Source organism: Methanofollis aquaemaris (assembly GCF_017357525.1).
GTDB lineage: Archaea > Halobacteriota > Methanomicrobia > Methanomicrobiales > Methanofollaceae > Methanofollis > Methanofollis aquaemaris.
Genome location: NZ_CP036172.1, coordinates 1923135 through 1946031, shown reverse-complemented (window position 1 = coordinate 1946031; position 22897 = coordinate 1923135). Strand labels below are relative to the sequence as shown.

At 62.2% G+C, this 22897-nt stretch carries 17 protein-coding genes; 6 read left to right on the top strand and 11 right to left on the bottom strand.

Annotated elements, in window-relative coordinates; translation table 11 throughout:
• Positions 1-49 precede the first annotated feature (49 nt).
• The gene (modA, locus tag RJ40_RS09330) at positions 50-856 is read right to left on the bottom strand and encodes a molybdate ABC transporter substrate-binding protein (RefSeq protein ID WP_265580587.1); all 807 of its coding nucleotides are present in this window, start codon (positions 854-856) and stop codon (positions 50-52) included.
• A 111-nt stretch (positions 857-967) separates the two neighbouring features.
• On the opposite strand from modA, the gene RJ40_RS09325 reads away from it, so the two are divergent.
• Positions 968-2095, top strand: a complete 1128-nt coding sequence (locus RJ40_RS09325; RefSeq protein ID WP_265580586.1) for a putative sulfate/molybdate transporter — start codon at positions 968-970, stop codon at positions 2093-2095.
• A 63-nt stretch (positions 2096-2158) separates the two neighbouring features.
• Here the strand turns inward: RJ40_RS09325 and RJ40_RS09320 are convergent, their stop codons facing one another.
• The 3 genes from RJ40_RS09320 to RJ40_RS09310 all read right to left on the bottom strand — a co-directional run bounded on the left by RJ40_RS09320 (position 2159) and on the right by RJ40_RS09310 (position 5045).
• Positions 2159-3241: an ABC transporter ATP-binding protein gene (locus RJ40_RS09320; protein ID WP_265580585.1), complete on the bottom strand. Its 1083-nt coding sequence runs from the start codon at positions 3239-3241 to the stop codon at positions 2159-2161.
• 5 nt (positions 3242-3246) lie between these two features.
• Positions 3247-3969, bottom strand: coding sequence for an ABC transporter permease (locus RJ40_RS09315; RefSeq protein ID WP_265580584.1), 723 nt, complete (start codon positions 3967-3969; stop codon positions 3247-3249).
• Positions 3970-4082: 113 nt separating this feature from the next.
• On the bottom strand, positions 4083-5045 hold the full coding sequence (locus RJ40_RS09310) for a substrate-binding domain-containing protein (RefSeq protein WP_265580583.1): 963 nt from the start codon (positions 5043-5045) through the stop codon (positions 4083-4085).
• A 145-nt stretch (positions 5046-5190) separates the two neighbouring features.
• On the opposite strand from RJ40_RS09310, the gene RJ40_RS09305 reads away from it, so the two are divergent.
• Positions 5191-5457: a hypothetical protein gene (locus RJ40_RS09305; RefSeq protein ID WP_265580582.1), complete on the top strand. Its 267-nt coding sequence runs from the start codon at positions 5191-5193 to the stop codon at positions 5455-5457.
• Between the two features lie 287 nt (positions 5458-5744).
• Here the strand turns inward: RJ40_RS09305 and RJ40_RS09300 are convergent, their stop codons facing one another.
• Complete coding sequence (locus tag RJ40_RS09300) at positions 5745-6257, bottom strand: hypothetical protein (RefSeq protein WP_265580581.1); 513 nt, start codon at positions 6255-6257, stop codon at positions 5745-5747.
• A 100-nt stretch (positions 6258-6357) separates the two neighbouring features.
• On the opposite strand from RJ40_RS09300, the gene nifB reads away from it, so the two are divergent.
• Together nifB and RJ40_RS09290 are read left to right on the top strand one after the other, a co-directional pair.
• The gene (gene nifB / locus RJ40_RS09295; RefSeq protein ID WP_265580580.1) at positions 6358-7278 is read left to right on the top strand and encodes a nitrogenase cofactor biosynthesis protein NifB; all 921 of its coding nucleotides are present in this window, start codon (positions 6358-6360) and stop codon (positions 7276-7278) included.
• A gap of 14 nt (positions 7279-7292) precedes the next feature.
• Complete coding sequence (locus tag RJ40_RS09290; RefSeq protein ID WP_265580579.1) at positions 7293-8141, top strand: DNA glycosylase; 849 nt, start codon at positions 7293-7295, stop codon at positions 8139-8141.
• Between the two features lie 1154 nt (positions 8142-9295).
• Here the strand turns inward: RJ40_RS09290 and RJ40_RS09285 are convergent.
• The 5 genes from RJ40_RS09285 to RJ40_RS09265 all read right to left on the bottom strand — a co-directional run bounded on the left by RJ40_RS09285 (position 9296) and on the right by RJ40_RS09265 (position 20434).
• Positions 9296-10171 carry a metallophosphoesterase gene (locus tag RJ40_RS09285; protein WP_265580578.1) on the bottom strand — a complete coding sequence of 292 codons (876 nt, stop codon included), beginning with the start codon at positions 10169-10171 and terminating at the stop codon, positions 9296-9298.
• 97 nt (positions 10172-10268) lie between these two features.
• Complete coding sequence (locus RJ40_RS09280; protein WP_265580577.1) at positions 10269-16265, bottom strand: PKD domain-containing protein; 5997 nt, start codon at positions 16263-16265, stop codon at positions 10269-10271.
• Between the two features lie 494 nt (positions 16266-16759).
• A complete protein-coding gene (gene thiL / locus RJ40_RS09275; RefSeq protein ID WP_265580575.1) occupies positions 16760-17617 on the bottom strand; it encodes a thiamine-phosphate kinase in 858 nt (285 codons plus the stop codon).
• A complete protein-coding gene (locus RJ40_RS09270) occupies positions 17610-19580 on the bottom strand; it encodes a DUF460 domain-containing protein (protein ID WP_265580574.1) in 1971 nt (656 codons plus the stop codon). The genes thiL and RJ40_RS09270 overlap by 8 nt, the downstream gene beginning before the upstream one ends.
• The gene (locus RJ40_RS09265) at positions 19577-20434 is read right to left on the bottom strand and encodes a serine/threonine-protein kinase RIO2 (RefSeq protein WP_265580573.1); all 858 of its coding nucleotides are present in this window, start codon (positions 20432-20434) and stop codon (positions 19577-19579) included. The genes RJ40_RS09270 and RJ40_RS09265 overlap by 4 nt, the downstream gene beginning before the upstream one ends.
• 26 nt (positions 20435-20460) lie before the next feature.
• Between RJ40_RS09265 and RJ40_RS09260 the strand changes: the two genes are divergently transcribed.
• Complete coding sequence (locus RJ40_RS09260; RefSeq protein WP_265580572.1) at positions 20461-21381, top strand: TIGR00269 family protein; 921 nt, start codon at positions 20461-20463, stop codon at positions 21379-21381.
• 91 nt (positions 21382-21472) lie between these two features.
• Positions 21473-22219, top strand: coding sequence for an NAD+ synthase (locus tag RJ40_RS09255; RefSeq protein ID WP_265580571.1), 747 nt, complete (start codon positions 21473-21475; stop codon positions 22217-22219).
• On the opposite strand, the gene RJ40_RS09250 is transcribed toward RJ40_RS09255, so the two are convergent.
• Positions 22164-22856, bottom strand: a complete 693-nt coding sequence (locus RJ40_RS09250) for a glucose-6-phosphate isomerase family protein (RefSeq protein ID WP_265580570.1) — start codon at positions 22854-22856, stop codon at positions 22164-22166. The genes RJ40_RS09255 and RJ40_RS09250 overlap by 56 nt on opposite strands.
• Positions 22857-22897: the final 41 nt, after the last annotated feature.

The window sequence follows — 22897 nt, the reverse complement described above, 5'->3', positions numbered from 1 at the left end:
GGAATTACCTCGTCAGTGATGATGGAAAAGGGGAAGGAGCCCTGAGGGATCAGGCCTCGTACTTCGGATCAGGGTAGACGATATAGCCGTGCTTCACGAAGATCGCCTTCCCTTCGTCCGAAGCGACGAAGTCGGCAAACTTCTGTGCCTCGATCGGGTTCTCCGAGAATTCAAGCGTCCCTATCGGGATCACCTTGATGTCGTTCTGATTCTTCGGGATCTCGATGAGATCCATCTTGTCGGGCACATAGAGGTCGTACCAGATGACCGAAGCGTCCGCGGTGCCCATGCAGATATCGACGACCAGTTCGTTGACGGTCGCACGCGTGGCGGCGGCGTTCTCAGATACCGCATCCCAGAGACCGCTCTTGTTCAGCATCTTCTTGGTGCTCTTGCCGATCGCCGGGCCGGTGGGGTCGCCGACGACGACGGTCAGGTCGTCGCGCGCCAGATCCTCGATGCAGGTCACATTCTTGGGGTTGCCCCTGGCGACGGCGATCACCGGGATGTGGTAGACGACCTGCTCGGTGCTGTTCACATACCCCTTCTCAGCCGCTTTCTCGATATAGGCGGTGGCGCCGGGCATGTAGAGGTCGCCCTGCTTCACCAGTTCCATCTGACTCAGGAGAGCGGCGGAGTTGCCGAAGGTGAACTTGATCAGGGTGCCGGTCTTGTTCTCATATATTCCGGCGATCTCTTCCATCGGCTCCCTGATACCGGCGCCGCAATAGACCATCAGCGTCGGTTTTTCCGACACCTGCGGTGTTGTCGTTGTCTGCTCGGTGGTGCATCCGCAGACGGCGCAGGCAGCGCCGACCACAAGCATCAAGACAAGAATGATCGAGAATGACTTCATATAGAGAGCGTTAATTAACATTGTAAATAAACACCCCTGATTTTACTCCGCAATCGGAACCTTTCTCCCGCATCAGGGCGGAAACGATCGTCACGGAAGGAACGTACGCAGATGACAGAACCTATGAAGGCAGAAGAACAGAACGGGCCTCGACCGCTCAGATTCACCATCGCAGAGTTCGCCGGATCGGTCGGCGACTTCGGGACCATCCTCCCGATCGTCCTTGGCGTCGCCCTCGTCTGCGAGGTGAACCTCGCGCAGATCTTTCTCTTCTTCGCCCTCTGGTATGTCATTTCAGGGGTCTACTACCGCCTCCCCATTCCGATCGAACCCCTCAAGGCGGTCGGAGCGATCGCCATCGCCGAAGGATTGACCACCGGGGAGATCGCTGGCGCCGGAATGATCATCGGCGTCATCTTTCTCGCCCTCGGGTGCTGCGGGAGCATGACCTGGCTCAGGGATCGGATCCCGGTCTCAGTCATCAGGGGGGTGCAGGCCGGGCTCGCACTCGTGCTGATCAGGACGTCCCTCGGTTTCCTCGAGTCGGACCCGCTCTTTGCCGGAATATCGATTGCGGTAGTCGTGCTCTTCTTCCTCGCCGCTTTGCGCTGGAAGGTCAACGACGTCTCGGCGCTCGTCGTCCTGGCCATCGGGATCGGCGCCGGGATCATCACCGCCGGCATCCCCCAGATCTCGATGATACCCCTGCCCACCCTCGTCCTCCCCGACGTCGCCGACCTCGTCTACGCGGGACTCTACCTCGTCCCGCCGCAGTTCCCGCTCACCCTCACCAACGCCATCCTGGCGACCTCGCTCCTCACCCTCGACCTCTTCAAGACCGACGTCCCCCCCGACCGCCTCTCCCGCACGATCGGGGTCATGAACCTGGTCTCGGTGCCCTTCGGCGGTTTTCCGATGTGCCACGGTGCCGGCGGACTTGCCGCCCAGCACCGTTTCGGGGCCAGGACCGGCGGGGCGAACGTGATCGCAGGGGCGATCTTCCTCGGCTTCGCCCTTTTTTTCGCCTCGCCTGAGAGCCTTGCCCTCATCCCGCTCGGCGTCTTCGGCGGGTTGCTCATCTTCGCCGCGGTCGAACTCGGCAAACACAGTCTCAAGACCGACTCGTACCTCGTCACCGGGGTCATCGCCGTCCTCGCTCTTCTGGTGAACATCACCGTCGGGTTTGTCGTGGGCCTCCTCCTTGCCTATGCACTCCGGGCATGGAAGAAGAAAGAGTGATGGACTGTGTAGAATCAAACATGAGGCGTGGTCTCGGCTCATACCTGGTTCAACAAAGCCAATTCATCCTGAATCCTCAACAACATGAACCGCACTCGCCTTGAACGAGAGACGCACCTTCGTACCGACCCTGATGTTCAGGTCTTCCGCCGACTTCCAGGTGATCAGAGCGGTGAGGGGGATCCCGCAGTCGATGGTGAGATGGTTGAGCGGCCCATAGGCCTTCATCTCCATGACCATGCCGTTCAGGACATTGCGGGCGCTGACCTGACTGCCGTCCACGAGGTACAGCGTGATGTCTTCGGGTTTGATGCAGGCGCAGACGCGGGCACCCACCTGGAGCGGGGCGACGGCCTGGACCCGCACCCCCCCGCCCGTATCGATGGTGACCACCCCTTCGGAGGTGGCGATGATCTCGCCTGAGAGGACATTCTCGATCCCGACAAACCTGGCGACATGCTTGTTCTTCGGCGTCGCAAAGACCTCCCGCGGTGTCCCCACCTGGGAGAAGACCCCGTCCATCAAGACCCCGATCCGGTGGGCAAGCCGCTGGCCCTGGTGCATGTCGTGCGTTGAGATGACCACCGTCTGGCCCTGCTCGCGATTGATCCTTACCACCAGTTCCTCGATCACCGCCGTCGAGACCGGATCGAGGTTCGCGGTCGGTTCGTCCATCAATAGAACCGCCGGGGCGGTGACCAGCGCGCGGGCCAGGGCGACCCGCTGCATCTCGCCGCCCGAGAGAGTGCGGGCCTGCCGCGTCCCGTACCCGGAGAGCCCGATCACCTCCAGCGCCCACCCCACCTTCTCCCTGATCTCCTCCTCAGGGAGATGCCTGAGCCTGAGACCATAAGCGATGTTCTCATAGACACTCATATTGAAAACCGCCGGCCGCTGAAAGACCATCGCCATTCTCCTCCTGACTTCCAGGGGCTGCGAATGTTCGCCATGGATGTCGGTGCCGTCAAGGAGGATCCGGCCGTTCGTGGGGCTGTCGAGGAGGTTGATCATCCGCAGGAGGGTGGACTTGCCTGAGCCGGAGGGTCCGATCACCGCAAAGATCTCCCCGTCCCGGATGACGGCATTCACGTCGCGCAGGACGGTGGTGCCGTCGAACGATTTTGCAATATGCCGGAGCTCGATCATGGGGTTCACCGTTGCTGTACGAAGTTCATCAGGATGTTCACGACCAGCGCGATGGAGAGGAGGATGATCCCCAGCGCGATGGAGAGGGCGATGTCCCCCCGCCCGGTCTCGAGGGTTATGGCGGTCGTCAGGATCCTGGTCGAACTCCAGAACGAACTGGCCTGGATGTTCCCGCCGATGATGATCGCCGCCCCGACCTCGGAGATCGCCCGCCCGAAGGCCATGGCCACGGCGGCGACGATCGCAAACCTCGCTTCTTTGAGCACCGAGAAGAAGAACTGGACCTTCGTCGCCCCGAGGGAGATGATGGTGTCCCTGATGGTGGTGTCCACCGCGATCAGCGCCGAGATCGTGAGGCCGACGATGATGGGAAGGACCAGGATCGTCTGCCCGATGATCATCCCGCCCGGGGTGAAGAGGAGGCCGAGAGACCCGAAAGGCCCGGTCCTGCGGATGAAGAGAAAGACCACCAGCCCGACGACGACGGTCGGAACCGCATACATCGTCTGGATCAGGTTGATCGCCGACTTTCTTCCGGGGAACTCCTTGAAAGCGATGGCAGCGCCTATGGGGAGCGAGATGAGCGAACCGATAAGGACGGCCGAGAAGGTGATGATCAGGCTGCGGGCGGTGATCTCCATCACCGCCGGGTCGAGAGTGAGGATCAACTCGATCGCCTGGAAGAGTCCCTGCCCGATCGGATCGAGTCCCTCAAAAAGCCCTGTCATATCGCACGCTCGCGGTCTTTTGAAAGAGGTCACGACCGGGACGGACCGGCCGCGGGGAAGAAATAAATGGGGATGAGAGGCTGAAACAGCCGCACAACCCTGAACTCGCCACCTCAGGTGACCGGCTCTTCGGTCTCCGCACGCTCCACCCCGAGTACCTCCCAGGCACCCTGCGACGGGTTGAAGAGTGGCTGACCATACTCCTCGACACCGAAGTTCCCGATCTCCTCCTGGATCTCAGGCGAGATGAGGAAGTTGATCCACTCTTTCGCAAGGGTGCTATTGACGTCAGGATACTTTTCGGGACTGATCTCCATCACGCTGTAGATGTTCAGGAGAATATCTCCCTGATCGACCAGCGGGACCAGGCCGGTCTCGGTCTTGTAGGCCAGATAGGTTCCGATATCGCTGAGGGTGTAGGCCTGCTTCTCACCGGTCATCACCAGGGTGGAGCCCATCCCGGTCCCTGCCTCCACATACCACTCGCCCGAGCCCTGGATGTCGGTGGTGTAATTGAAGCCCGCAGCCTCCCAGATGGCCTTCTCTTTCCCGTGTGTCCCTGAGTCGTCGCCCCGCGAGACGAAGACGATGCTTCCCGGTTCGGCAAGGCCCTTCTCCCGGAACGTGGTGAATGCTTCTTCAGGGGTCATGTTTGCGATCCCGGCCGGATCTGACTCAGGGCCGACGATCGTGAAGTAGTTGTAGGCAAAGACCCGCCGGTTGGCTCCATAGCCCTCGTCTACGAATTCATCCTCACGGACCCGGTCATGGACCATCATCACATCCACGTCGCCCGCTCTCCCGAGTTCGAGAGACTGGCCGGTCCCCTTTGCGGTGATCTTCACATCAGCGTTGTACTGCTCCTCGAAGATCGGTCTGAGATTATCCAGAAGGCCGGTGTCCTGGAGACTGGTTGTCGTCGCGATCAGCAGGGTCTGAGTCCCTCCCGGTGCTGCGGTCGTCTCCGTCGGTGTCGGGGTCGGTGTCGCCTCCCCACCTCCCGGCGTTGTACAGCCGCAGATGACGGCAGCAGCCACCATGATCACGACAAGCATAATAAAGGTGATCTTTTTCATGGCAAGGGTATAATATCCATACTCGATTATATCTCTTACCCCATGATTCGTGAAACCCGTAACCGCCCCCACTGACATACAAAGGTTTTATTCTCAGATGTGTGGATGAGAACACACAGCAGACTACGAAGAAGGGAGGAACTAAATGAAAAAACCGGGAAAAAATGCCGAAAAAATGTTGTACGCCCTGGTCGGGAGCGAGATGCGCCAGTATACCGGCAGGGATCTGGAGAGGATGACCGGGCTTCAATCCCATGAGATCAACCTGGCAGTCGGAGAACTCGAAGAGATGGGAGCAGTGGAGGCCCACCACCGCACGTCCGGGGAGACCTATCTCTTCACCACAATCTCACTCACAGCAAAGGGTCGGGCAATCTTTCAGGTGATGGCAGTGCCGGGCTGCGACACCTGACCTCTTTTTTCAACTCCACTGGATACACTCAGACTCTCTCAGGACCGGGTGACGGGACACACCAGACATCATCGCCCCCGCCTATCCTTGCCATGGGAGGGCTCGGGGGATCCCCACCCGGCAGAAGAGAGCATGTTCAGATCCCTCATCCTTCTCTGGGGGCGGCATTTTTGATCTCACACCTTCCCACCATCTCACGCCGGGGGATCCGCCCCCAAACCCCCGCAGCTGCGATTGGGCATGGAAGGCCCATCAAAGAACCTGAAGAAATTATCGCCATCCTTTTTTCAGTCACGGATCCAGACGACCGCCCCATAGACATAGTCCTGCGAGATGTCGAGCCCTTTGATCTCCGAGTCCCGCGGCAGGTCTGTGGTAAACTCAACAGATGCATCATAGACCGTGAAAAATATACTCCTGTACGGGATCATTGCAGACCGTACATTATCGGCCGATGCAGGTGCATACCCTGCAGGTTTGTCTGCAGAGTTGTAGGCGAAGAAGGTCGTGAGGATGTCGGCACCGTCCCTTGAGATCGCAGCGCCCTTCGGGTCTACCTTGAGTTTGAGGATCACGCCCTGACCGTCCTCCCGTTCGACGGCGTCAAGGGTGATCGTCATCTCGTCGAGCCGCGGGTCGACGATCAGGACCGGACTCTCGACGGCCGGGACCGGGGTCGTGGCGTCCGGGGTCACCATCGGGGTCGGCGTGGGTTGCGGCCCCTGCGGGGAGGTACACCCGGCTCCAAGCATTGATATGCAGAGACAGAGGAGCATAAGGACAGATACACGATTCGTCATACTATTCAGGGTATATCTGTCACGATATAACCGTTCCCCCTGTCCGGGTCCGGGAACCGAACTGTAATATAGAGACGGAGAGATATGTGATTTGTTTGACATGGCCGACGAAGGATACAGGAAAGCAAATGTAGAGGGGCAGGAGGTGCCCTATGACCCGGAACAACTCCGGAAGGTGCAGGAACATCCCTGTTACAGTGAAAAGGCCCATCACACCTGCGGGCGCTGTCACCTGCCGGTCGCACCGAAGTGCAACATCCAGTGCAACTACTGCATCCGGGACTTCGACTGTGTGAACGAGAGCAGGCCGGGGGTGACCTCCAGGGTGGTGAAGCCGGACGAGGCCCTGGACCTGGTGAAGCAGGTGATGGACGAGTTCCCGTACGTGAAGGTGATCGGGATCGCGGGTCCGGGCGAACCCCTTGCAAACCCGGAGACCTTCGAGACTCTCCGGTTGGTCCACGAAGCCTTCCCCAACCTGATCATGTGCCTCTCGACAAACGGCCTCCTCCTCCCCGACTCGATCGACGAGCTCCAGCAATACGATGTCGGCAATGTCACGGTCACCCTCAACGCCATCGACCCGGCGATCGGCGAGCAGATCTATTCATATGTGAACTATCGTGGCACCCACTATACCGGGCGGGAGGCCGCGGAGGTCCTCCTCGAACACCAGCTCGAGGGGATCAGGATGGCGGTCGAACGCAAGATGTTCGTGAAGGTCAACTGCGTCTATATCCCGGGGGTCAACGACGAGCACATCCCGGCGATCGCAAAGAAGGTCGGGGAACTCGGTGCCTTCTCCTTCAACCTCATCCCGCTCATCCCGCAGTACAAACTGGCCCACATCACCCCCCCGACACCGGCGGAGAAGCGGGCGATGCAGGACCGGTGCGCTCCCTTCATCAAACAGATGCGCCACTGCGCACGGTGCCGTTCCGACGCCATCGGGAGGCTCGGGCACGACGTGCAGTCGCGGATCTATTGCGGCGAGAGTGGCTGCGGCGAGAGCAAAGAATAACTCCTTTTTTTCTGATGAACGATTCCATCGTCCTCGATGCCGACACCCCCTTCGACCTCGACGCCACGCTCGGGTGCGGGCAGGCGTTTCGGTGGGAGAAGGACGCGGACGGCACCTGGTCGGGCACGGCGCGGGGCCGGGCGGTCAGGATCAGGCAGGACGAAGAGACGCTCTCCTTCTCAGGTGCTGACAAAGCGTTCGTCACCGACTACTTCGCCCTCGACCTTGACCTGAACGAGATCCTCGCCTCCATCGACACCGACCCGGCAATCCACCGGGCGGTCACCTCCTGCACCGGCCTGCGCCTGCTCAGGCAGGAACCCTTCGAGACCCTCATCTCCTATATCTGCGCCACCAACACCAACATCCCGACGGTCAAAAAACGGGTCCGTCTCCTCTCCGAGCGGTACGGAACGCCCCTCCCTGGTGGAGCCCATGCTTTCCCGGACGCAGTGACCCTCGCGCCCTGCAGCGAGGATGCCCTCAGGGCATGTGTCCTCGGGTACCGGGCGCCTTATATCTGCACGACCGCACGGATGTGTGCAGACGATCCCGACTGGGCGGCACAGGTCGCCGACCTCCCGTACCCGGAGGCAAAGACCGAACTTCTCCGCTTCCCCGGCGTCGGCCCCAAGGCCGCGGACTGTATTCTCCTCTTCGCCTTCCAGCAGTACGAGGCCTTCCCGGTGGACGTCTGGATCAGACGGATCATGCGCCGCGCCTACCTCCCCCACCTCAACGAGAGCGGGGGGATGAGCCCCAGGGAGTACGAGGAGATCGCCTCCTTCGCCCGCCGGCACTTCGGGCGGTACGCCGGGTGGGCGCAGGAGTATCTCTATTGTGTCCGGGAAGACGACCGGTAGGACGTCAGGAACAGAAGGTCGCCACGGGAACGAAAGCGGACGGTTCCCGACCCCCTCGTCATCCCGGGATCAGGGGCAGCGCCCCCCCGGCACGAGCGTTGAGGAAGGCACGTTGATCCAGGCATGCGGTCCCCCGTTTTTATCATCCCGCAAGACGGCACGGAACGCACTCTCGATAGGGGCAACGGTCAGGATCACCCACGACATTTACAGCATTGCAGCAGGTTTTCAGCAGAATTTCAGCAGGTGCCGCGAAGATCAAACGGCGAGGAGAGGTGTTCGATCGTACAGTACTAGTACAGATAGAGAGACGCGTCTCTCTCTTAGTACTATATTACAGCAAAACCCACACCCACCCGGTAGCCGGGGGACTCATGGGTCTGCGGGTGGGTGGGTGGGTGCGAAACCCGAAATGTTGTAACTGATCCACGATCTCGACGTCTGGCAGAGAAAAAACGGATCAATCCGCGCCACGCCGCCCGTTGAGTGACGGCACCTTCCGCAAACTGCTGTAAACGGCTGTAAAACAGAAGAGTTTGCTGCAAGAGACATCTCGGGGCGTCCCGGACCGCCAGTCCCGATATCTACTTCACTCTCTCTTCTCTCATGAGAGATAAAATCGACTGAACCGGGATCGCAACCGCTCGATCCCTCATGCCCGGTGCCGATCTCAGGCCCCCACGACGAAGATAGCCGAAGGGCGGCGATGGAACACGATCCCCACCGATTCTCCTGTCTTGAAAAGAGAGAGAGCAAGCGGAGATAAATTTTCATCGCGTATACTCGAGCCCGGGGTTCATGGGCAATTCTACAAAACCAGTTCTATAGAATCGGGCATGAGTCGAGAACACGCCTCAGGCATACCGCATCAAAAATTTTTCATGGTAAATCCTCTTGATGGTTCTCTTCGACGGGGGGCTTGCCGCCCCCAGCAACCCCCCGCGCGAAGATGGGCAGTGGACGGCAACCCCCTCTTCATCGCCACTTCTCAGCCTTCCCACTCCTATCCTGAGGGTCTCGGGGACTCTCCCCCCGAGCGTGAGCATGAGGGAAGGCGATGGATTCAGTTCACCGGGGGGGTGAGGCGATGAAAAGAAAATGGTTTCTACAGAGCCACAAAACCAAACATCCGACATTTCGGTGATGACGTGCCGCTATGTCTCGATGACCGTGATCTCGGGCGGGCAGTTGTACCTCAACCCCATCCCCAGGAACGGCGTGGTCCCGACGCCGCGGCCGACATAGAGTGTCCGGCCCTCCTCGTCCAGCCGCCCGGCAAAGGGCCAGTGGCCGAGCCATGCGGCGGGTTTGCCGATGATGGGGAGGTCGATCTGCCCGCCATGCGTGTGGCCGCAGAGGAGGAGGTCGCACTCCCATGCCGCACGGTATTCTGGTTCATGGAGGAGGACGACAGTATAGTCGGCGGCGGGCAGGTCGTCGGGATACGCCGTCCGGCCGGCAAGGGCGTCGTCGAGGCCGACGATGAGGAGGGTCCGACCGTCGATCTCTTCCACGACGTACTCGTTTCGCAGCACCTTCACCCCGGCCGCTTCGAGTCGTCCGGCGACGGCATCGGCAAGGACGGTGTCGGCCTCACCGTCGTCGAGGGGGGAGAGGTCGTAGCCCGCGATGGTGAGGTTCACCGCTGCGAGGGCAGTCTCGTCGAGGTCACGGGTGGAGCGTCCGTAGTCGTGGTTGCCGAGGACTGCATAGGCCGGTGCCTCGATCCCGGCGAGGAGGTCGAGGTACGGGAGGTCCTGCCGCCCCGAAGAGATGCAGTCTCCTCCGATGAGCACCAGGGAGGGCCTGAGAGCATTCACCTCCTCCACCGCTCGCCCGATCAGCGGGGCGGTCTCCTCTCTGAGGTGGAGGTCGGCGACGAAGACGATCTCACCCGGCACCCCTTCGACCTGCAGGTGCGTGACCGTGAGGCTCTCCGCCTCGGCCGAGGCCGCAAGGAAGAAGGCTGCGGCGAGGGCAAGGAGGGCGATGAACGTTGCGATGAGAACGACGCGGGTGGGTCTGACCATGCTGTCTTCCTCACCGGTGAACGGCAGGGAGGATAAGGTTGCCGGGGATCTGTTCCTGTAGCAGGGAAAAAATGAATGATGGTGAGATGCTTCTCCTTTATCGGCGGTGCCGGAGGGCGACGGCTGCACCGGCGGCAACCGCCGCCAGCCACCAGGGCAGGGGAGTCTGCTGCTGCGGGGTGGTGGCCGGGGCGGTCGTGGCGGCAGCGGTCGTCACCGTCTCAACGACGTCGGGTGTCGGACGGGTGACGTTCGTGCCTGCAGAGGGATGCACCCCCCTGCCGTCGGCTCCGATTGCAAAGAAGGCGAAGCCCGGACTTTCGGCGGTGAAGGAGTATCCACTCTCATCCTCCGAGACCACGCTGGTCGGGAGGGCGTGCCACGCACCGTCGTGGTAGCGGTACAGCACCACGTCATCGGGACCGGCGCCCTGCTCATCGAGCCACGTTTTTGGAACGGTGAAGTCGAAGGCGGCGCCGGCAAGGGCATCTTCGGTGGTATGGTACAGCGTCACCTGGTCGTACTCGTAGACGGCGTCGGCCGGAGCTTCGATACTGTTCGGCTTTGTCGTCGGTTCGACGGTGACCAGGACGCGCGAGATCGCATCGGAGGCTGTCACCGTCACCTCATGGATCGCCGATTCACGCACCCCGAAGGAGGCGTGGCCGCCGGCCGGGATCTTGCTTGCCGCACCGGCCGATGCGGGCGAGCGACCGCCATGAGATGAGGGAGTGGTGAGGGTGACGGCGGCGGTGGTGGCGTTTGCGTCGTAGGCGTTCCGCACGCTCAGGGTGACGTTGTAGGTCCCAAACTCCGCATAGGTGTGGACCGGGTTCGGGTTGGTCGAAGAGGCGCCGTCCCCGAACTCCCACTGCCACGCGGTGATGTTCCCGGTCGACCGGTCGGTGAAGGCGACCTCCCGCAGGTTACCGTCGGCACCAACCTTGCTGCCGAACCGGGCGAGCGGCGGGGCGAGGATTGTCACGCTGGACTCTGAGAGGCTGAAGCCGTACGCGTTGCTCGCGTTCAACTGGACAGTGTACGTCCCGGCGGTCACGTACTCGTGCGATGGATTCTCTTCGGTCGAGACATTGCCGTCGCCGAAGTCCCACTGCCATGAGGTGACGTTGCCCGTCGATCCATCAGTGAAGGTAACCGCAAGAGGTGCGTTGCCTTCGTCCGCACTCTGCGTGAAGTTCGCCTTCGGCGGGGCGAGGATCGTCACGGTCGAGTCAGAGAGACTGAACCCGTAGACGTTGCTCGCGTTCAACACGACGGGATACGTCCCTGGCGTCACGTACTCGTGCGATGGATTCTCTTCGGTCGAGACATTGCCGTCGCCGAAGTCCCACTGCCACGCGGTCACGTTGCCCGTCGATCCGTCGGTGAACGCAACGGTCAATGGTGCATTGCCTTCGTCGATATTCTGCGTGAAGGCCGCGACCGGTGGCGGGAGCACCGTCACCGTGGAGGTGGTGCGGTTGAACCCGTACGCGTTGCTCGCGTTGAGCGTGATCGTGTAGGTGTCGGGTCTGGCGAAGGTATGGGCGGCCGTCTCCCCGGTCATCACCACCGTCCCGGTACCGTCGCCGAAGTCCAGGACACATTTCGTGAAGTCGCCGGTCGAGGTGTTGGTGACGAGCACGGTCAGCGGGTCGTTGCCCTCAGAGACGTTCAGGTCGAAACCGGCCGCTGGCGCGGCGTGCACCGTCACCGTGGAGGTGGTGCGGTTGAACCCGTACGCGTTGCTCGCGTTGAGCGTGATCGTGTAGGTGTCGGGTCTGGCGAAGGTATGGGCGGCCGTCTCCCCGGACATCACCACCGTCCCGGTACCGTCGCCGAAGTCCAGGACACATTTCGTGAAGTCGCCGGTCGAGGTGTTGGTGACGAGCACGGTCAGCGGGTCGTTGCCCTCAGAGACGTTCAGGTCGAAACCGGCCGCCGGTGCGGCGTGCACCGTCACCGTCCGGGTCGTGGCGTTCGATCCGAAGGCATTGCTTGCGGTCAGGGTCACCGGAAACGTGCCGCGCTCATTGAAGGTATGGGTGACGTTCCGGCCGGATACGGTCGGGGTGCCGTCGCCGAAGTCCCACGCCCAGGTATCGACGTCGCCGGTCGTGGTCTCGTTGAAGGTCACCGTCAGCGGGGTGTTCCCGGCCGTGGGCGTGAAGGTGAAGTTTGCCTCCGGCGGGGCGAGCACCACGACCTTCACCGCCGCCTCGGCGGAGGCGTAGGGGTTGCTCGCGTTGAGGGTGACGTTGTAGGTGCCGGGGTTCTCGAAGGTGTGCGAGACCCCGGCAGCGGTGGCGTTCGTCCTGTCGTCGAAGTCCCAGAGGCGGGTGAAGACGCACCCGGTCGAGTCGTCGGTGAACTGCACGGTCAGCGGGGCATTGCCCTCCGTCAGATTCGTGGAGATGACGGCTATCGGCGGGTCGAGGGCGGTGACCGTCCTGGTCGTCGTGTCGCTCCCGAAGTCGTTGGTGACCGTCAGGCTCACCTGGTAGGTGCCGTTGGTCGTGAAGGTGTGGGAGGGGGCGGCCTGGTCGGAGGTGGCGTCCCCGAAGTCCCAGGAATAGGTGCGGGGGTTGACGCCCGAGGAGGCGTCGGCGAACTGCACCTCGAGCGGGGTGCTGCCGCCGGCGGGGGTGACGGTGAAGTTCGCGGTCGGGAGGCAGGTGTGGAGCGGGAGGTGATCGATGCATCCCGCCCCGAGGTCGTAACGCTCGTCGCAGATCCCATCGCCGTCGAGGTCGAGGTGGGTCTCTGAGAACCCGGTGCCCTCGGGCGTCAGCCAGAGGTTGCCGCCGAGGGACGGACCGCCGCGGATATTTTCACCGGCGGTCTTTGTGGTGTTCCACCTGGCGCCGCTCAGGTCGGCACCATACCCGATATAGAGGTTCTGTGTGTTGTTGAAGAGGTTGTTTGCGATGAGCATGTGATCGAGGCCGGAATCGGGTGAAAGACTCAGTCCCACAGAGGCCCCGGTGATGATGCTGTTGGTGAGCGTGAGGGCATCGTTCCCAGAGAAGATGACGCCCTGGCCACCGGGTTTTATGTGCATCGTGACATTCTCGATGACGACGGGACCAGGATTAGGCAGATTGATTCCGTTTGTTGCATTGAGGACGGTGTTATCCCGCAGGGTGTTTGGTCCCCTGCAATTCTCGATATGGAAACCATAAAACCCACCTGAGCAGGTGTTGGCGACGATCTCGTTTCCTGAACTCCACATTTTGATACAGATGCCGTTCTGACTATAACCTTCAACGCGATTGCCTGAGACCAGACAGTTCGAAGACCCAGAATCAAGACAGATCCCGCTGTAGCCGCCGGTCACGGTGTTGTTCCTGACCGTGCACCCGCTGACCCCGGAGAGGGTGATGGACGTGATGCCTCCGCAGTTCACGGTGAGGTTTTCGACGGTCGCACCGTCGGCACCGGAGGTGATCGTGATCCTGCCGTTGAGGACCGCACCCTCGCTCCCCCGCAGGGTGATGTTCTTGTCCACCCTCACGCTCTCGGTATATTCGCCGGCCGGGACGAGGACGACGTCGCCGGGGGCGGCGGCGTCCACTGCGCCCTGGATGGTGTAGGGGGTGACGTCGAGCGTGCAGGTCGTGGTGTTGGTGCCGAACTCGTTTTTGACCGTCAGGGTCGCCTGGTGGGTGCCCGCGGTCGCGTAGGTGTGGGTGACGTTCCGGGTGGTCTCTGTCTCCCCGTCGAAGGTCCATGTCCATGAGGAGGGGTCGCCCACCGAGGTGTCGTTGAAGGAGACCGGCACGCCGGTCATGATGGTCGGCGGAGCCACGGTGAAGGACGCCGACGGCCCCCCGTTCTGGAGCGGGAGATAGTCGGTGCACCCATTCCCGAGGTCGTAGCCCTCGTCGCAGAACCCGTCGAGGTCGAAGTCGGCGTGGGTCTGGGAGAACCCGGTGCCCTCGGGCGTCAGCCAGAGGTTGCCGCCGCGGAAGGAACCGCCGCGGATATTTTCACCGGCGGTCTTTGTCGTGTTCCAGCGGACGTTGGAGAGGTCGGCGCCGGGATCGATCCTGACGTTATTTGTGTTGTTAAAGCGGTTGTTTGCGATGAGGGCGTGATCCTGGCAGGACCCAGATTGAAAGTACAGTCCATGGTTGAACCCGACGATGGTGCTGTTGGTGAGCGTGAGGTCGTCTTCTCCATAGTGGGCGACGCCATCGGTACCTCCTTTCAACGTGACATTCTCGATGACGACAGAACCGGGATAATTCAACTGGATCGCTCTATTTGTATGGAGGGCGATGTTGTCCCGCAGGGTGTTTGGTCCCGTGCAAGATTTAACCTCGAAACCGTAATTCCCACCCGAACAGGTGTTGGCAACGACCTCGTTTCCTGAACCGCAGCCGGAGAGGACAATGCCGCCGTTACTATACCCTTCGACATGATTGCCCGAGACCAGACAGTCCGAAGACCCACAGCCAAGACTGATCCCGTATCTCCCGCCGGTCACGGTGTTGTCCCTGACCGTGCACCCGCTGACACTGAAGAGTTCGATGGCCGAGTCGCCCTCAACTCCGTTCACGGTGAGGTGCTCGACCGTCGCCCCATCGACACCGATGATCGTGATCCTGCCGTTGAGGACCGCATTCTCGCTCCCCCGCAGGGTGATGTTCTTGTTCACCGTCACGTCCTCCTCATAAGTGCCGGACGGGACGAGGACGACGTCGCCGGGGGCGGCGGCGTTCACTGCGCCCTGGATGCTGAAGGGTTCGATGGTGACGGTGCGGGTCGTGGTGTTGGTGCCGAACTCGTTTTTGACCGTCAGGGTCGCCTGGTAGGTGTCCGCCGTATCATAGGTGCGGGTGACGTTCCGGTCGGCCGGGTCGGTGATGGTGATGGGGTCCTCCTCGTCGAAGGTCCATGTCCATGAAGCGGGGTCGCCCACCGAGGTGTCGTTGAAGGAGACCGGTATGCCGGTCATCACGCTCGACGGCGTGACGCTGAAGGACGCCGACGGCCCGCCGTTCTGGAGCGGGAGGGAGTCGGTGCACCCATTCCCGAGGTCGTAGCCCTCGTCGCAGATCCCATCGAGGTCGAAGTCAGCGCGGGTCTGGGAGAACCCGGTGCCGTCAGGCGTCAGCCAGAGGTTGCCGCCGAGGAAGGAACCGCCGCGGATATTTTCACCGGCGGTCTGTGTGGTGTTCCAGCGGGTGCCGGTCGTGACGGATTTATCCGGGATTAAGACATTCTGGGTGTTGTTGAAGAGGTTGTTTGCGATGAGGGAGTTCGTCGCGTAAGAGCCGGAGAAAACAAACAGTCCATAACCGGTGAACCCGGTGAAGGTGCTGTTGGTGAGCGTGATATTCTCGGCATCGGTAAGGAAAATACCGCTTTTCCCGTCCCTCGCCGTCACATTCTCGACGATGACAGAGTCCACCCCCTCCAGACTGACCGCGGTGTTGTGGTCTCCAAGGACGGTGTTGTCTCTCAGGACGGTGGGCGTGCCGGTGCACCCACTGACACGGAGACCACCGTTATTCCCTGAACAGATATTTGACTCAATCACAGCGCCCTGGCACCCGGACTGGATCTGAATCCCTCTATCTGTGCAGCCCTGGACGGTGTTCCCAGAGATAAGACAGTCTGGGGAATTGGTATAGAGTAAGATGCCAAACCCACTAAATCCCCCCCCACATCCGCTCACCTGGTTGTCCAGGACCTGGGACTGACCTGCGGATTCTAGGTGGATGCCGTTATTTTCGACATTACTCACCGTGCACCCTTCCACCGTGCAGTTCGTCGCAGATTGGATATAGATCCCATATATCCCGCCGGAGACCGTGCACCCCCGCACCACGGCGTCGTTGACAGAATTGACATTGATGGCCACAGAATCCGTACCCTGATTCACGATGAAGTTCTCGACCGTCGTACCGTCGGCGGTACCGGTGAGGACGAAACCGCCGTTGACGATCACATCTCCCTCGCCCCTGAGGGTGAGGCGTTTGTCCACCGTTACATCCTCGTCATAGGTGCCTGCGTTGACGGTGATGACGTCGCCGGGGGCGGCGATGTCGACCACGTCCTGGATGCTCGCGCCGGGGGTGACCGGCACCTCCGCCGCCGCCGCCGGCGGGGAGGCGAGCGCGAGGGCGAGCAGGACGATGCCGATGAGAAATATATGTCCGGTTATTCGGTCTCTGGATTGCTTGAAGATGAACCGTTCAGTCGTGATAAGAACCTCCTGAAAATGAAGCGGATCTGGATGAGTAACTATAATTTGACAACAATATATCCTATTTTCGATCGGTTCAGGATGTCATTATTTGATATATTGATTTTCAAAACCACAGACGATCTATAAATCCCACCGAGAGAACGTTGATTCCTTCTTTTGGTACCGCCCGGTGGAGGGCATAGAGGGGGATGGACGGCGGGGGAGGCCGTCGGGGCGCACGTATGCCTGATGAAAAATTCTTGTGGATCTCCGAGGGCATGCACGGCTCCTTGCTCCAGCCCTGGAAGAGGACAGCCGGTGGGACCACCATTTCATCGCCGCCCCCGCCTATCCTTCTGATGGAACCTAACGCTCGAAAAAAGAGAGAGTCCTCACTCCCACCGGTGCATATACCCTTCCGCCGCCAGAGGCACGCCATCGGCCCACACCCCATGCGCCGCGACGGCCCGCCCGACCGCCGTCGCCTCCACCCCCGCCACCGGGAAGTGTTCGGGGGGAATGGTGAAGAGGAGTTCGAAGTCGCCGCCGCCGGAGAGGGCGAACGCCCGGCCTTCGGCCTCGGGCACTCCCGCGGGACCGGGGAGACGCTCGCTCTCCACTGCAAACCCGCACCCGTTCACGCCCAGGAGGTCGTGGAGCGACATCGCAAGCCCGTCCGAGATGTCCATCATCGCCGTCGCCCCCGCCGCATTGAGGGTTCGGCCCTCGGCCACCCGCGGCCGCGGGGCGATGAGCCGCTGCCAGTAGTCGTCGTAGCCTGAGAGCGCCGCCTGTGCCCCGCCCAGGTACCCGGTGACGCAGATCAGGTCGCCGACGCGGGCGCCCCGTCGTCGCACCACCTGCTCAGCCGCACCGAGGCCGGTGGAGACGAGAGTCAGTTCGGTGTGGGCGTCGGTGTCCCCGCCGACAAGAGATGCGCCGTAGGTGCGGCAGCACCGCGCCGCCCCCTCCGTGATCCCGGCAAGCCGTTCGGGCCGGTCGAGCCCGGCCGCGAGGAGGAGGGCAAGCGGCCGCGCCCCCATCCCCGCGATATCCGAGATGGTCACCGCCGCCGCCATCCACCCGATCTCCGCGTCGGTCATCCCGACCGGGAAGTCGGTCGTCTCGTGGAGCATGTCGGTCGAGAGGAGGAGGAGTTCGTCGCCGTGCGGGAGCACCGCACAGTCGTCTGCCGTCGCCCCGCCTGGGAGAATCGCGGAGATGCCCCGGATGAGTCCACGTTCATCCACGCCGCCGCACCTCCTTCTCCCGCTCGGTCTGGTACTCCTTGAAGACCTGGTTGAGCATCGCCGCCTTCTTCTCCCGCTCACGCGCCTCGACCCGTTCACCCCAGGCCTCCAGGGCCGCGGCAAGATGCTCCTCCTCGACCGTCCCGATCCGACCCATCAGCCGCAGCCCCACCGCACCGGCCGGGACCAGCGGGAGTCCGGCGACCAGTGCCTCGGCGACGAGGTACGGATCCTGCTCGTCGAGGGAGTCGCCGGGCACCGCCACCGCCCGCACCTGCCTCGCAGCCAGGTCCTTCACCACGCTCCGGCCCCACCCGCCGGTCGTCCGCACCGAGACGACGTCCTCCTCGCCGAGCCCCAGTTCGGCCTCCAGCGCCCGGAGCGCGTCGTGGGTGAGCGAGTCGAGCGCCTTCACCGCTGCCTGTCCCTCACCGATCTGGAGTTCCTCGACCCGTCGCATCCGTTCGATCCGTTTTTTCAGGCTCTTGTTCCTCTTCTCTTCCTTTCTGAGCCGCTTCTTGAGCGCCGCGATCTGCGCGTCCCTCTTCCCCAGTTCCGCATCCCGCAGAACCACCTTCGAACGGTCCGAGCGCTCGCGCCGGATCTGGCGTTTCAGGCGCGTGATCTCCGCGTCCTTCTCGCCGATCCCCTCTTCGAGTTCCTGCACGAACTCGCGCAGTCGCTTCGCCGTCCGCTCCAGTTGCGCGATCCGCTCGCTGCGTTCGTCCCGCTCCACTGGAACTTCCGGCGGAGGTGCGGCCTCCTTCTCAGGCTTCGTAGGCCGCTGCCGTCCCGAGAGATCAGTGAGCACCGCATCGATCGAACGCCCCCGCAACACCCCGGCCCGCACCTCGTCCAGATCGAAACCGGGCGGCACTCGCCTGGCGATGTTCTGGAACTTGTTCTTGTACGAACGGTAGGCGTCCAGCGCCGCGGAGAGGGCGTCGCGCTCGTGCGGGTTGGCGTAGCCGCTCCCGGCCGTCAGGTCGAGTTTCAACTCCACCGACCGGTCCTGCGGTGGGACGTACGCCACGGCATTGAAGGCCCGCCGCACCTTCTCGACAGTGTCGGGCATCGGCGATACATCTGAGGCGATGATCAGCGGCTTGCCCACCGAGGTGATATGCTCGATCATCTCTGCAGGACCCATCTGCCTGGACGAGAAGATCTCCACCACCTCGCCCTCCAGCGTCACCGCCCCGATCCCGGTCGTCGTGCCCGGATCGATCCCCACGATCAGGTAGCGCGGCCGGCGCGAGAGTGGCTCGTACCGGATCCTGTCCAGACGCCGCCCCTGCACCCGCACCTGCACGTCGGCCCCCGCATACGTCCGCACCGGGATCTCGTCTCTGAGTGCATAGACCACAAACTGCACCCGCGAGAACCCCCCGAAGGCAAGCCGTTCGCTCTTCTCGTACCGCAGCCCGGCAGCCACGAGATGCCCCTCCACCTCGCGGGCCCGCTCCCGCACCGCCCCGTGCACCTTGCGCACGTACCGGTTCTGGCTCCATCCCCCCTTGCCGGGCGAACGGTGGCGGGAGACCGTGACCTCGGTCGTCTTCTCGAAGGCGACCACCACCGCGCCGCCGCCCAGGTACGCGATCCGCGCCGCCGCCCCGGCCTCGGCAAAGGGGTCGGTCTTCTCGACCAGGATATTGTACCGCCCGGCCACCTTCTGGAGCGTCTCTTTGCGCTCGCCGCCGGTCACCTGCACCAGCGCCGTCTTCGTCGGCAGGGTCTGCATAAAGCCAACGAGGGCACGCTGGTCGACAGCGAGTTCCTGGACCGAGTCGGTGGCCAGGATATCGGGCTCTTCGCGTCCGATCAGCCTGGAGAGACGGAAGGCATTCACCTGCATGGTGGCGACCACCTCGCCGTCCTCCAGGACGACCAGGGCATAGACCGGCCGTTCGGTCCTGGAACGGACCGAGCCCCTGATGATGTCGACCCCGAAGACCTTCACCCGACCACCACACCCACCGCCTCCTCGGTGGGATAGTCTATCCGGTACTTTTTCCTGAAAAACGTAAGCACATTCTCGATGTCGCGGCGAAGGATCGCCTCGGCGTTCGGGTGGTCGGTCTCGATCCACTGCGGCCAGTCGATGAGCCAGACCTTCTCCCCGTCATGCATGATATTGTACTCCGAGAGATCGGCATGGATCACGCCCTTCGCATAGGCGAGCCTGACATTCTCCAGGATCTCATCGAGGACCATACGCGGCTCTTCGAGGATGCAGCGGTTCAGGTTCACCCCCTGCACCTCGGACATCACCACCACATGGCGGGATCGGTCGACCGGGACCGGGACCGAGACCTCAGGTGAGAGACGGGAGAGGGCCTCGAACTCCTGCTCGGCCGACTTTGCCGAGGCGAAGATCCAGGGGCAGTGGCCGCCGCCAGGCATATACCCCCGCTCCTTCCTGGCCGACTGAAAGGATCGCTGCCCCACATGATGGAACTTCAGGACCACCGGCCCAAGGCCAAGGCCCCCATAGACCTCGGACTCTTTCCCGACCCCGATAACAGGACCGAGGGCCGAGACCGAACCCCGCTTGATGAGGGTCTGAAGGGCGAGGGTATCATACCCCCCGAAGATGAGGGCGTAACCGGGGTACGGCACCGCGTCGGACCTGACCAGGTCCCATTCGATGAGTCGGCCGAGCCGATACGTCAGTTCCGACTCCGAAAGTTTTGTTGCTGTCTTCAGGACATCGAGAGGCACCCAGGCGTACCGTTGCATCAGACGCTCGATGGCATACAGGACGTTAAGGTCGTATTTGTGCAGAGCCTTCATCTGCTCAGGAGAAACTGGCATGCGTACTACAGATTATATCAGGGCTGATGATAAAGTTTGATCAGGTCAGGGCAATGCAGTGTTCAAAGTGCAGGAAGGAAGCGGTGATCTGGCAGCGCTACTCAGGGCTTCACCTCTGCAGGGACCACTTTATCGCCGATGTGGAGGCAAAGGCGAAGCGGGAGATCAGAAAACGCCGGTGGGTCCGGTCGGGAGACACCATCGCGGTCGCCCTCTCAGGTGGGAAGGACTCCGGCGCCCTCCTCCACTTTCTTGCCAGAACCTTTGGTGAACGCCGGGACGTCACCCTACTCGCCCTCACCGTGGACGAGGGGATCGCCGGGTACCGCGATCCAACCGTGGCCCGCGAGATCGCAGAGAACCACGGCGTCCCCTGGCACTGCGTCTCCTTTACGGAGATGCTCGGGACCACCACCGACCGGATCGTGGAGCAGAAGGGGGACACCCTCTCCTGCACCTACTGCGGAGTGCTCCGTCGTCACTGCCTCAACGCCGCCGCCCGCGACCTCGGGGCAACCAGACTTGCCGTCGGGATGAACCTCGACGACGAGGCCCAGTCGATACTGATGAACGTCCTCAGAGGGGACGCGGCGCGGCTGCTTGGGAAACAGACCCCGATGGCAGGGGTCGTCCCGAGGATCAAACCCTTCGCCATGGTACCCGAACGTGAGGTTGCCCTGTATGCCCACCTGACCCTGGCGCACTTCGAGGAGGGGGCGTGCCCGTACTCCCGCACCGCCCTCAGGGGAGATGTCAGAAACCTCCTCAACGACTATGCCCTCCGCCACCCGGCCGCGAGGTTCGCGCTCAAGAACCTGGGCGAAGAACTCTCCGGGGTCTGCGGCACGACCGGGGAGAGCCTGAAGGTCTGCGAGGTCTGCGGCGAACCCTATGCCGGCGAGCGCTGCCGCTCCTGCCAGGTGCTCAGGGAAGCGCGGGGAGGATGAACCGGCCCCTCCTTCTCCGACAGGAGTATCAATATCTTCACCCCCAAGACAGCGGTCAGAAAATATCAGGATATTTTCAGGTTGGATAAATATGATCGAGCAGATCGGATGTGTCATGGAAGCGGTGGACCAGATGGTCCGCCATGCAGTCTGGAACGCAGGCGCAGACGGGATCGTCGTCGGAATCAGCGGCGGGGTCGACTCCGCAGTGGCGGCTGGTTTTGCAGCCAGGGCCGTCGGCCCCGAGCGGGTGGTCGGGATCGCCCTGCCCAGTGCGGTCACCCCCCCCGCGGACCTCGAAGATGCCGGGGCCGTCTGTCGGCACCTCGGGATCGAACTGAGGGAGATGTCCATCGAACCGGTGATCGAGGCCTACCGCCAGTATCCCGGACTCACCGAGAGCAAATATGTCCTCGGCAACCTGATGGCCAGGACACGGATGACCCTCCTGTACGCCGTCGCAAACCAGGAGAACCGTCTGGTCTGCGGAACCTCCAACAGGACCGAGTATCTGGTCGGCTACTCGACCAAACACGGCGACGCCGCCGCCGACATCCAGCCCATCCTCCACCTGTACAAGACAGAGGTCTTCGAGGTGGCGCGGGAGATGGGGCTCCCCGCACGGGTCGTCGAGAAACCGCCGTCCGCCGGGCTCTGGACGGGGCAGACCGATGAGAAAGAACTCGGGGCGACCTACGACGAGATCGATGCGGCCCTCAGGTCACTTGCAGAGAAGGACTGGATGGCGGAGAATGAGATTGAAGAACTGGTTCTCAAAAGAGTCAGGGCATCGGCGCACAAGCGGGTTGCTCCGCCAGATCTCTTAAGCACCCGCTGAAGGCCTTACCATATTTTTCAGGCCGGTTGAGATAGTCCAGACACTTTTCTTTCCCGACAAGGGAGTACAGCGGCGACTTCCGGCCGGTACAGAAGGCCGGCACCGCCGCCGGGGCCGCCAGGCGGATAGGGGCCGGATCCTCGTAGGCCGGGTTCGGGGCCAGGGTACCGTCAGCCATCTCATAGTAGGCGGCGCCGTGCCGTTTGACATACGGGCCGTATTCACTCGAAAACGCCGTCGAGACGATGTTTGCAAGCACCAGTTCCTCCTCGCCCGGGTTGATGGTGACATGCCCGTAACCTGGCGGGATCACTACCACATCGCCGGCCGACCCCTCGACGAGGACGACATCGTCTGCCATCCAGGTCTGCAGGAGAAAGTGGGCCTTCCCGGTGACGACTTCATAGACCTCAGGAAAACGCACGCCCACCCGGTTTTCGGGATGGAAGTGCCCCTTGGTCTTGACATACTCCCCCCCCACACGTCCGGGCGGGATGACCGTGGCGTCGTATCTGAGGACATGCCCTTCAAGCCAGGCCCGGTCGTGATCGTTTCTGGCCAGATCCCGGTACATAAAATAGAGGGGTCGGCCGGGATCCCCGCCCGCACCCATGGGTTCGGCCAGCACCTCAGCCATATCAGCGAGGGTTCTGATATGTGGTGCAGGCAGCGGTCCGT

Excerpts from the sequence above, each read along its gene's own strand:
- RJ40_RS09260 (WP_265580572.1), top strand. The coding sequence starts at position 20,461 with ATGATAAAGTTTGATCAGGTCAGGGCAATGCAGTGTTCAAAGTGCAGG.
- modA (WP_265580587.1), bottom strand. The coding sequence starts at position 856 with ATGAAGTCATTCTCGATCATTCTTGTCTTGATGCTTGTGGTCGGCGCT.
- RJ40_RS09285 (WP_265580578.1), bottom strand. The coding sequence starts at position 10,171 with ATGGTCAGACCCACCCGCGTCGTTCTCATCGCAACGTTCATCGCCCTC.
- RJ40_RS09265 (WP_265580573.1), bottom strand. The coding sequence starts at position 20,434 with ATGCCAGTTTCTCCTGAGCAGATGAAGGCTCTGCACAAATACGACCTT.
- RJ40_RS09305 (WP_265580582.1), top strand. The coding sequence starts at position 5,191 with ATGAAAAAACCGGGAAAAAATGCCGAAAAAATGTTGTACGCCCTGGTC.
- RJ40_RS09320 (WP_265580585.1), bottom strand. The coding sequence starts at position 3,241 with ATGATCGAGCTCCGGCATATTGCAAAATCGTTCGACGGCACCACCGTC.
- RJ40_RS09315 (WP_265580584.1), bottom strand. The coding sequence starts at position 3,969 with ATGACAGGGCTTTTTGAGGGACTCGATCCGATCGGGCAGGGACTCTTC.
- RJ40_RS09325 (WP_265580586.1), top strand. The coding sequence starts at position 968 with ATGACAGAACCTATGAAGGCAGAAGAACAGAACGGGCCTCGACCGCTC.
- RJ40_RS09250 (WP_265580570.1), bottom strand. The coding sequence starts at position 22,856 with ATGGCTGAGGTGCTGGCCGAACCCATGGGTGCGGGCGGGGATCCCGGC.
- RJ40_RS09290 (WP_265580579.1), top strand. The coding sequence starts at position 7,293 with ATGAACGATTCCATCGTCCTCGATGCCGACACCCCCTTCGACCTCGAC.
- RJ40_RS09255 (WP_265580571.1), top strand. The coding sequence starts at position 21,473 with ATGATCGAGCAGATCGGATGTGTCATGGAAGCGGTGGACCAGATGGTC.
- RJ40_RS09310 (WP_265580583.1), bottom strand. The coding sequence starts at position 5,045 with ATGAAAAAGATCACCTTTATTATGCTTGTCGTGATCATGGTGGCTGCT.
- RJ40_RS09300 (WP_265580581.1), bottom strand. The coding sequence starts at position 6,257 with ATGACGAATCGTGTATCTGTCCTTATGCTCCTCTGTCTCTGCATATCA.
- nifB (WP_265580580.1), top strand. The coding sequence starts at position 6,358 with ATGGCCGACGAAGGATACAGGAAAGCAAATGTAGAGGGGCAGGAGGTG.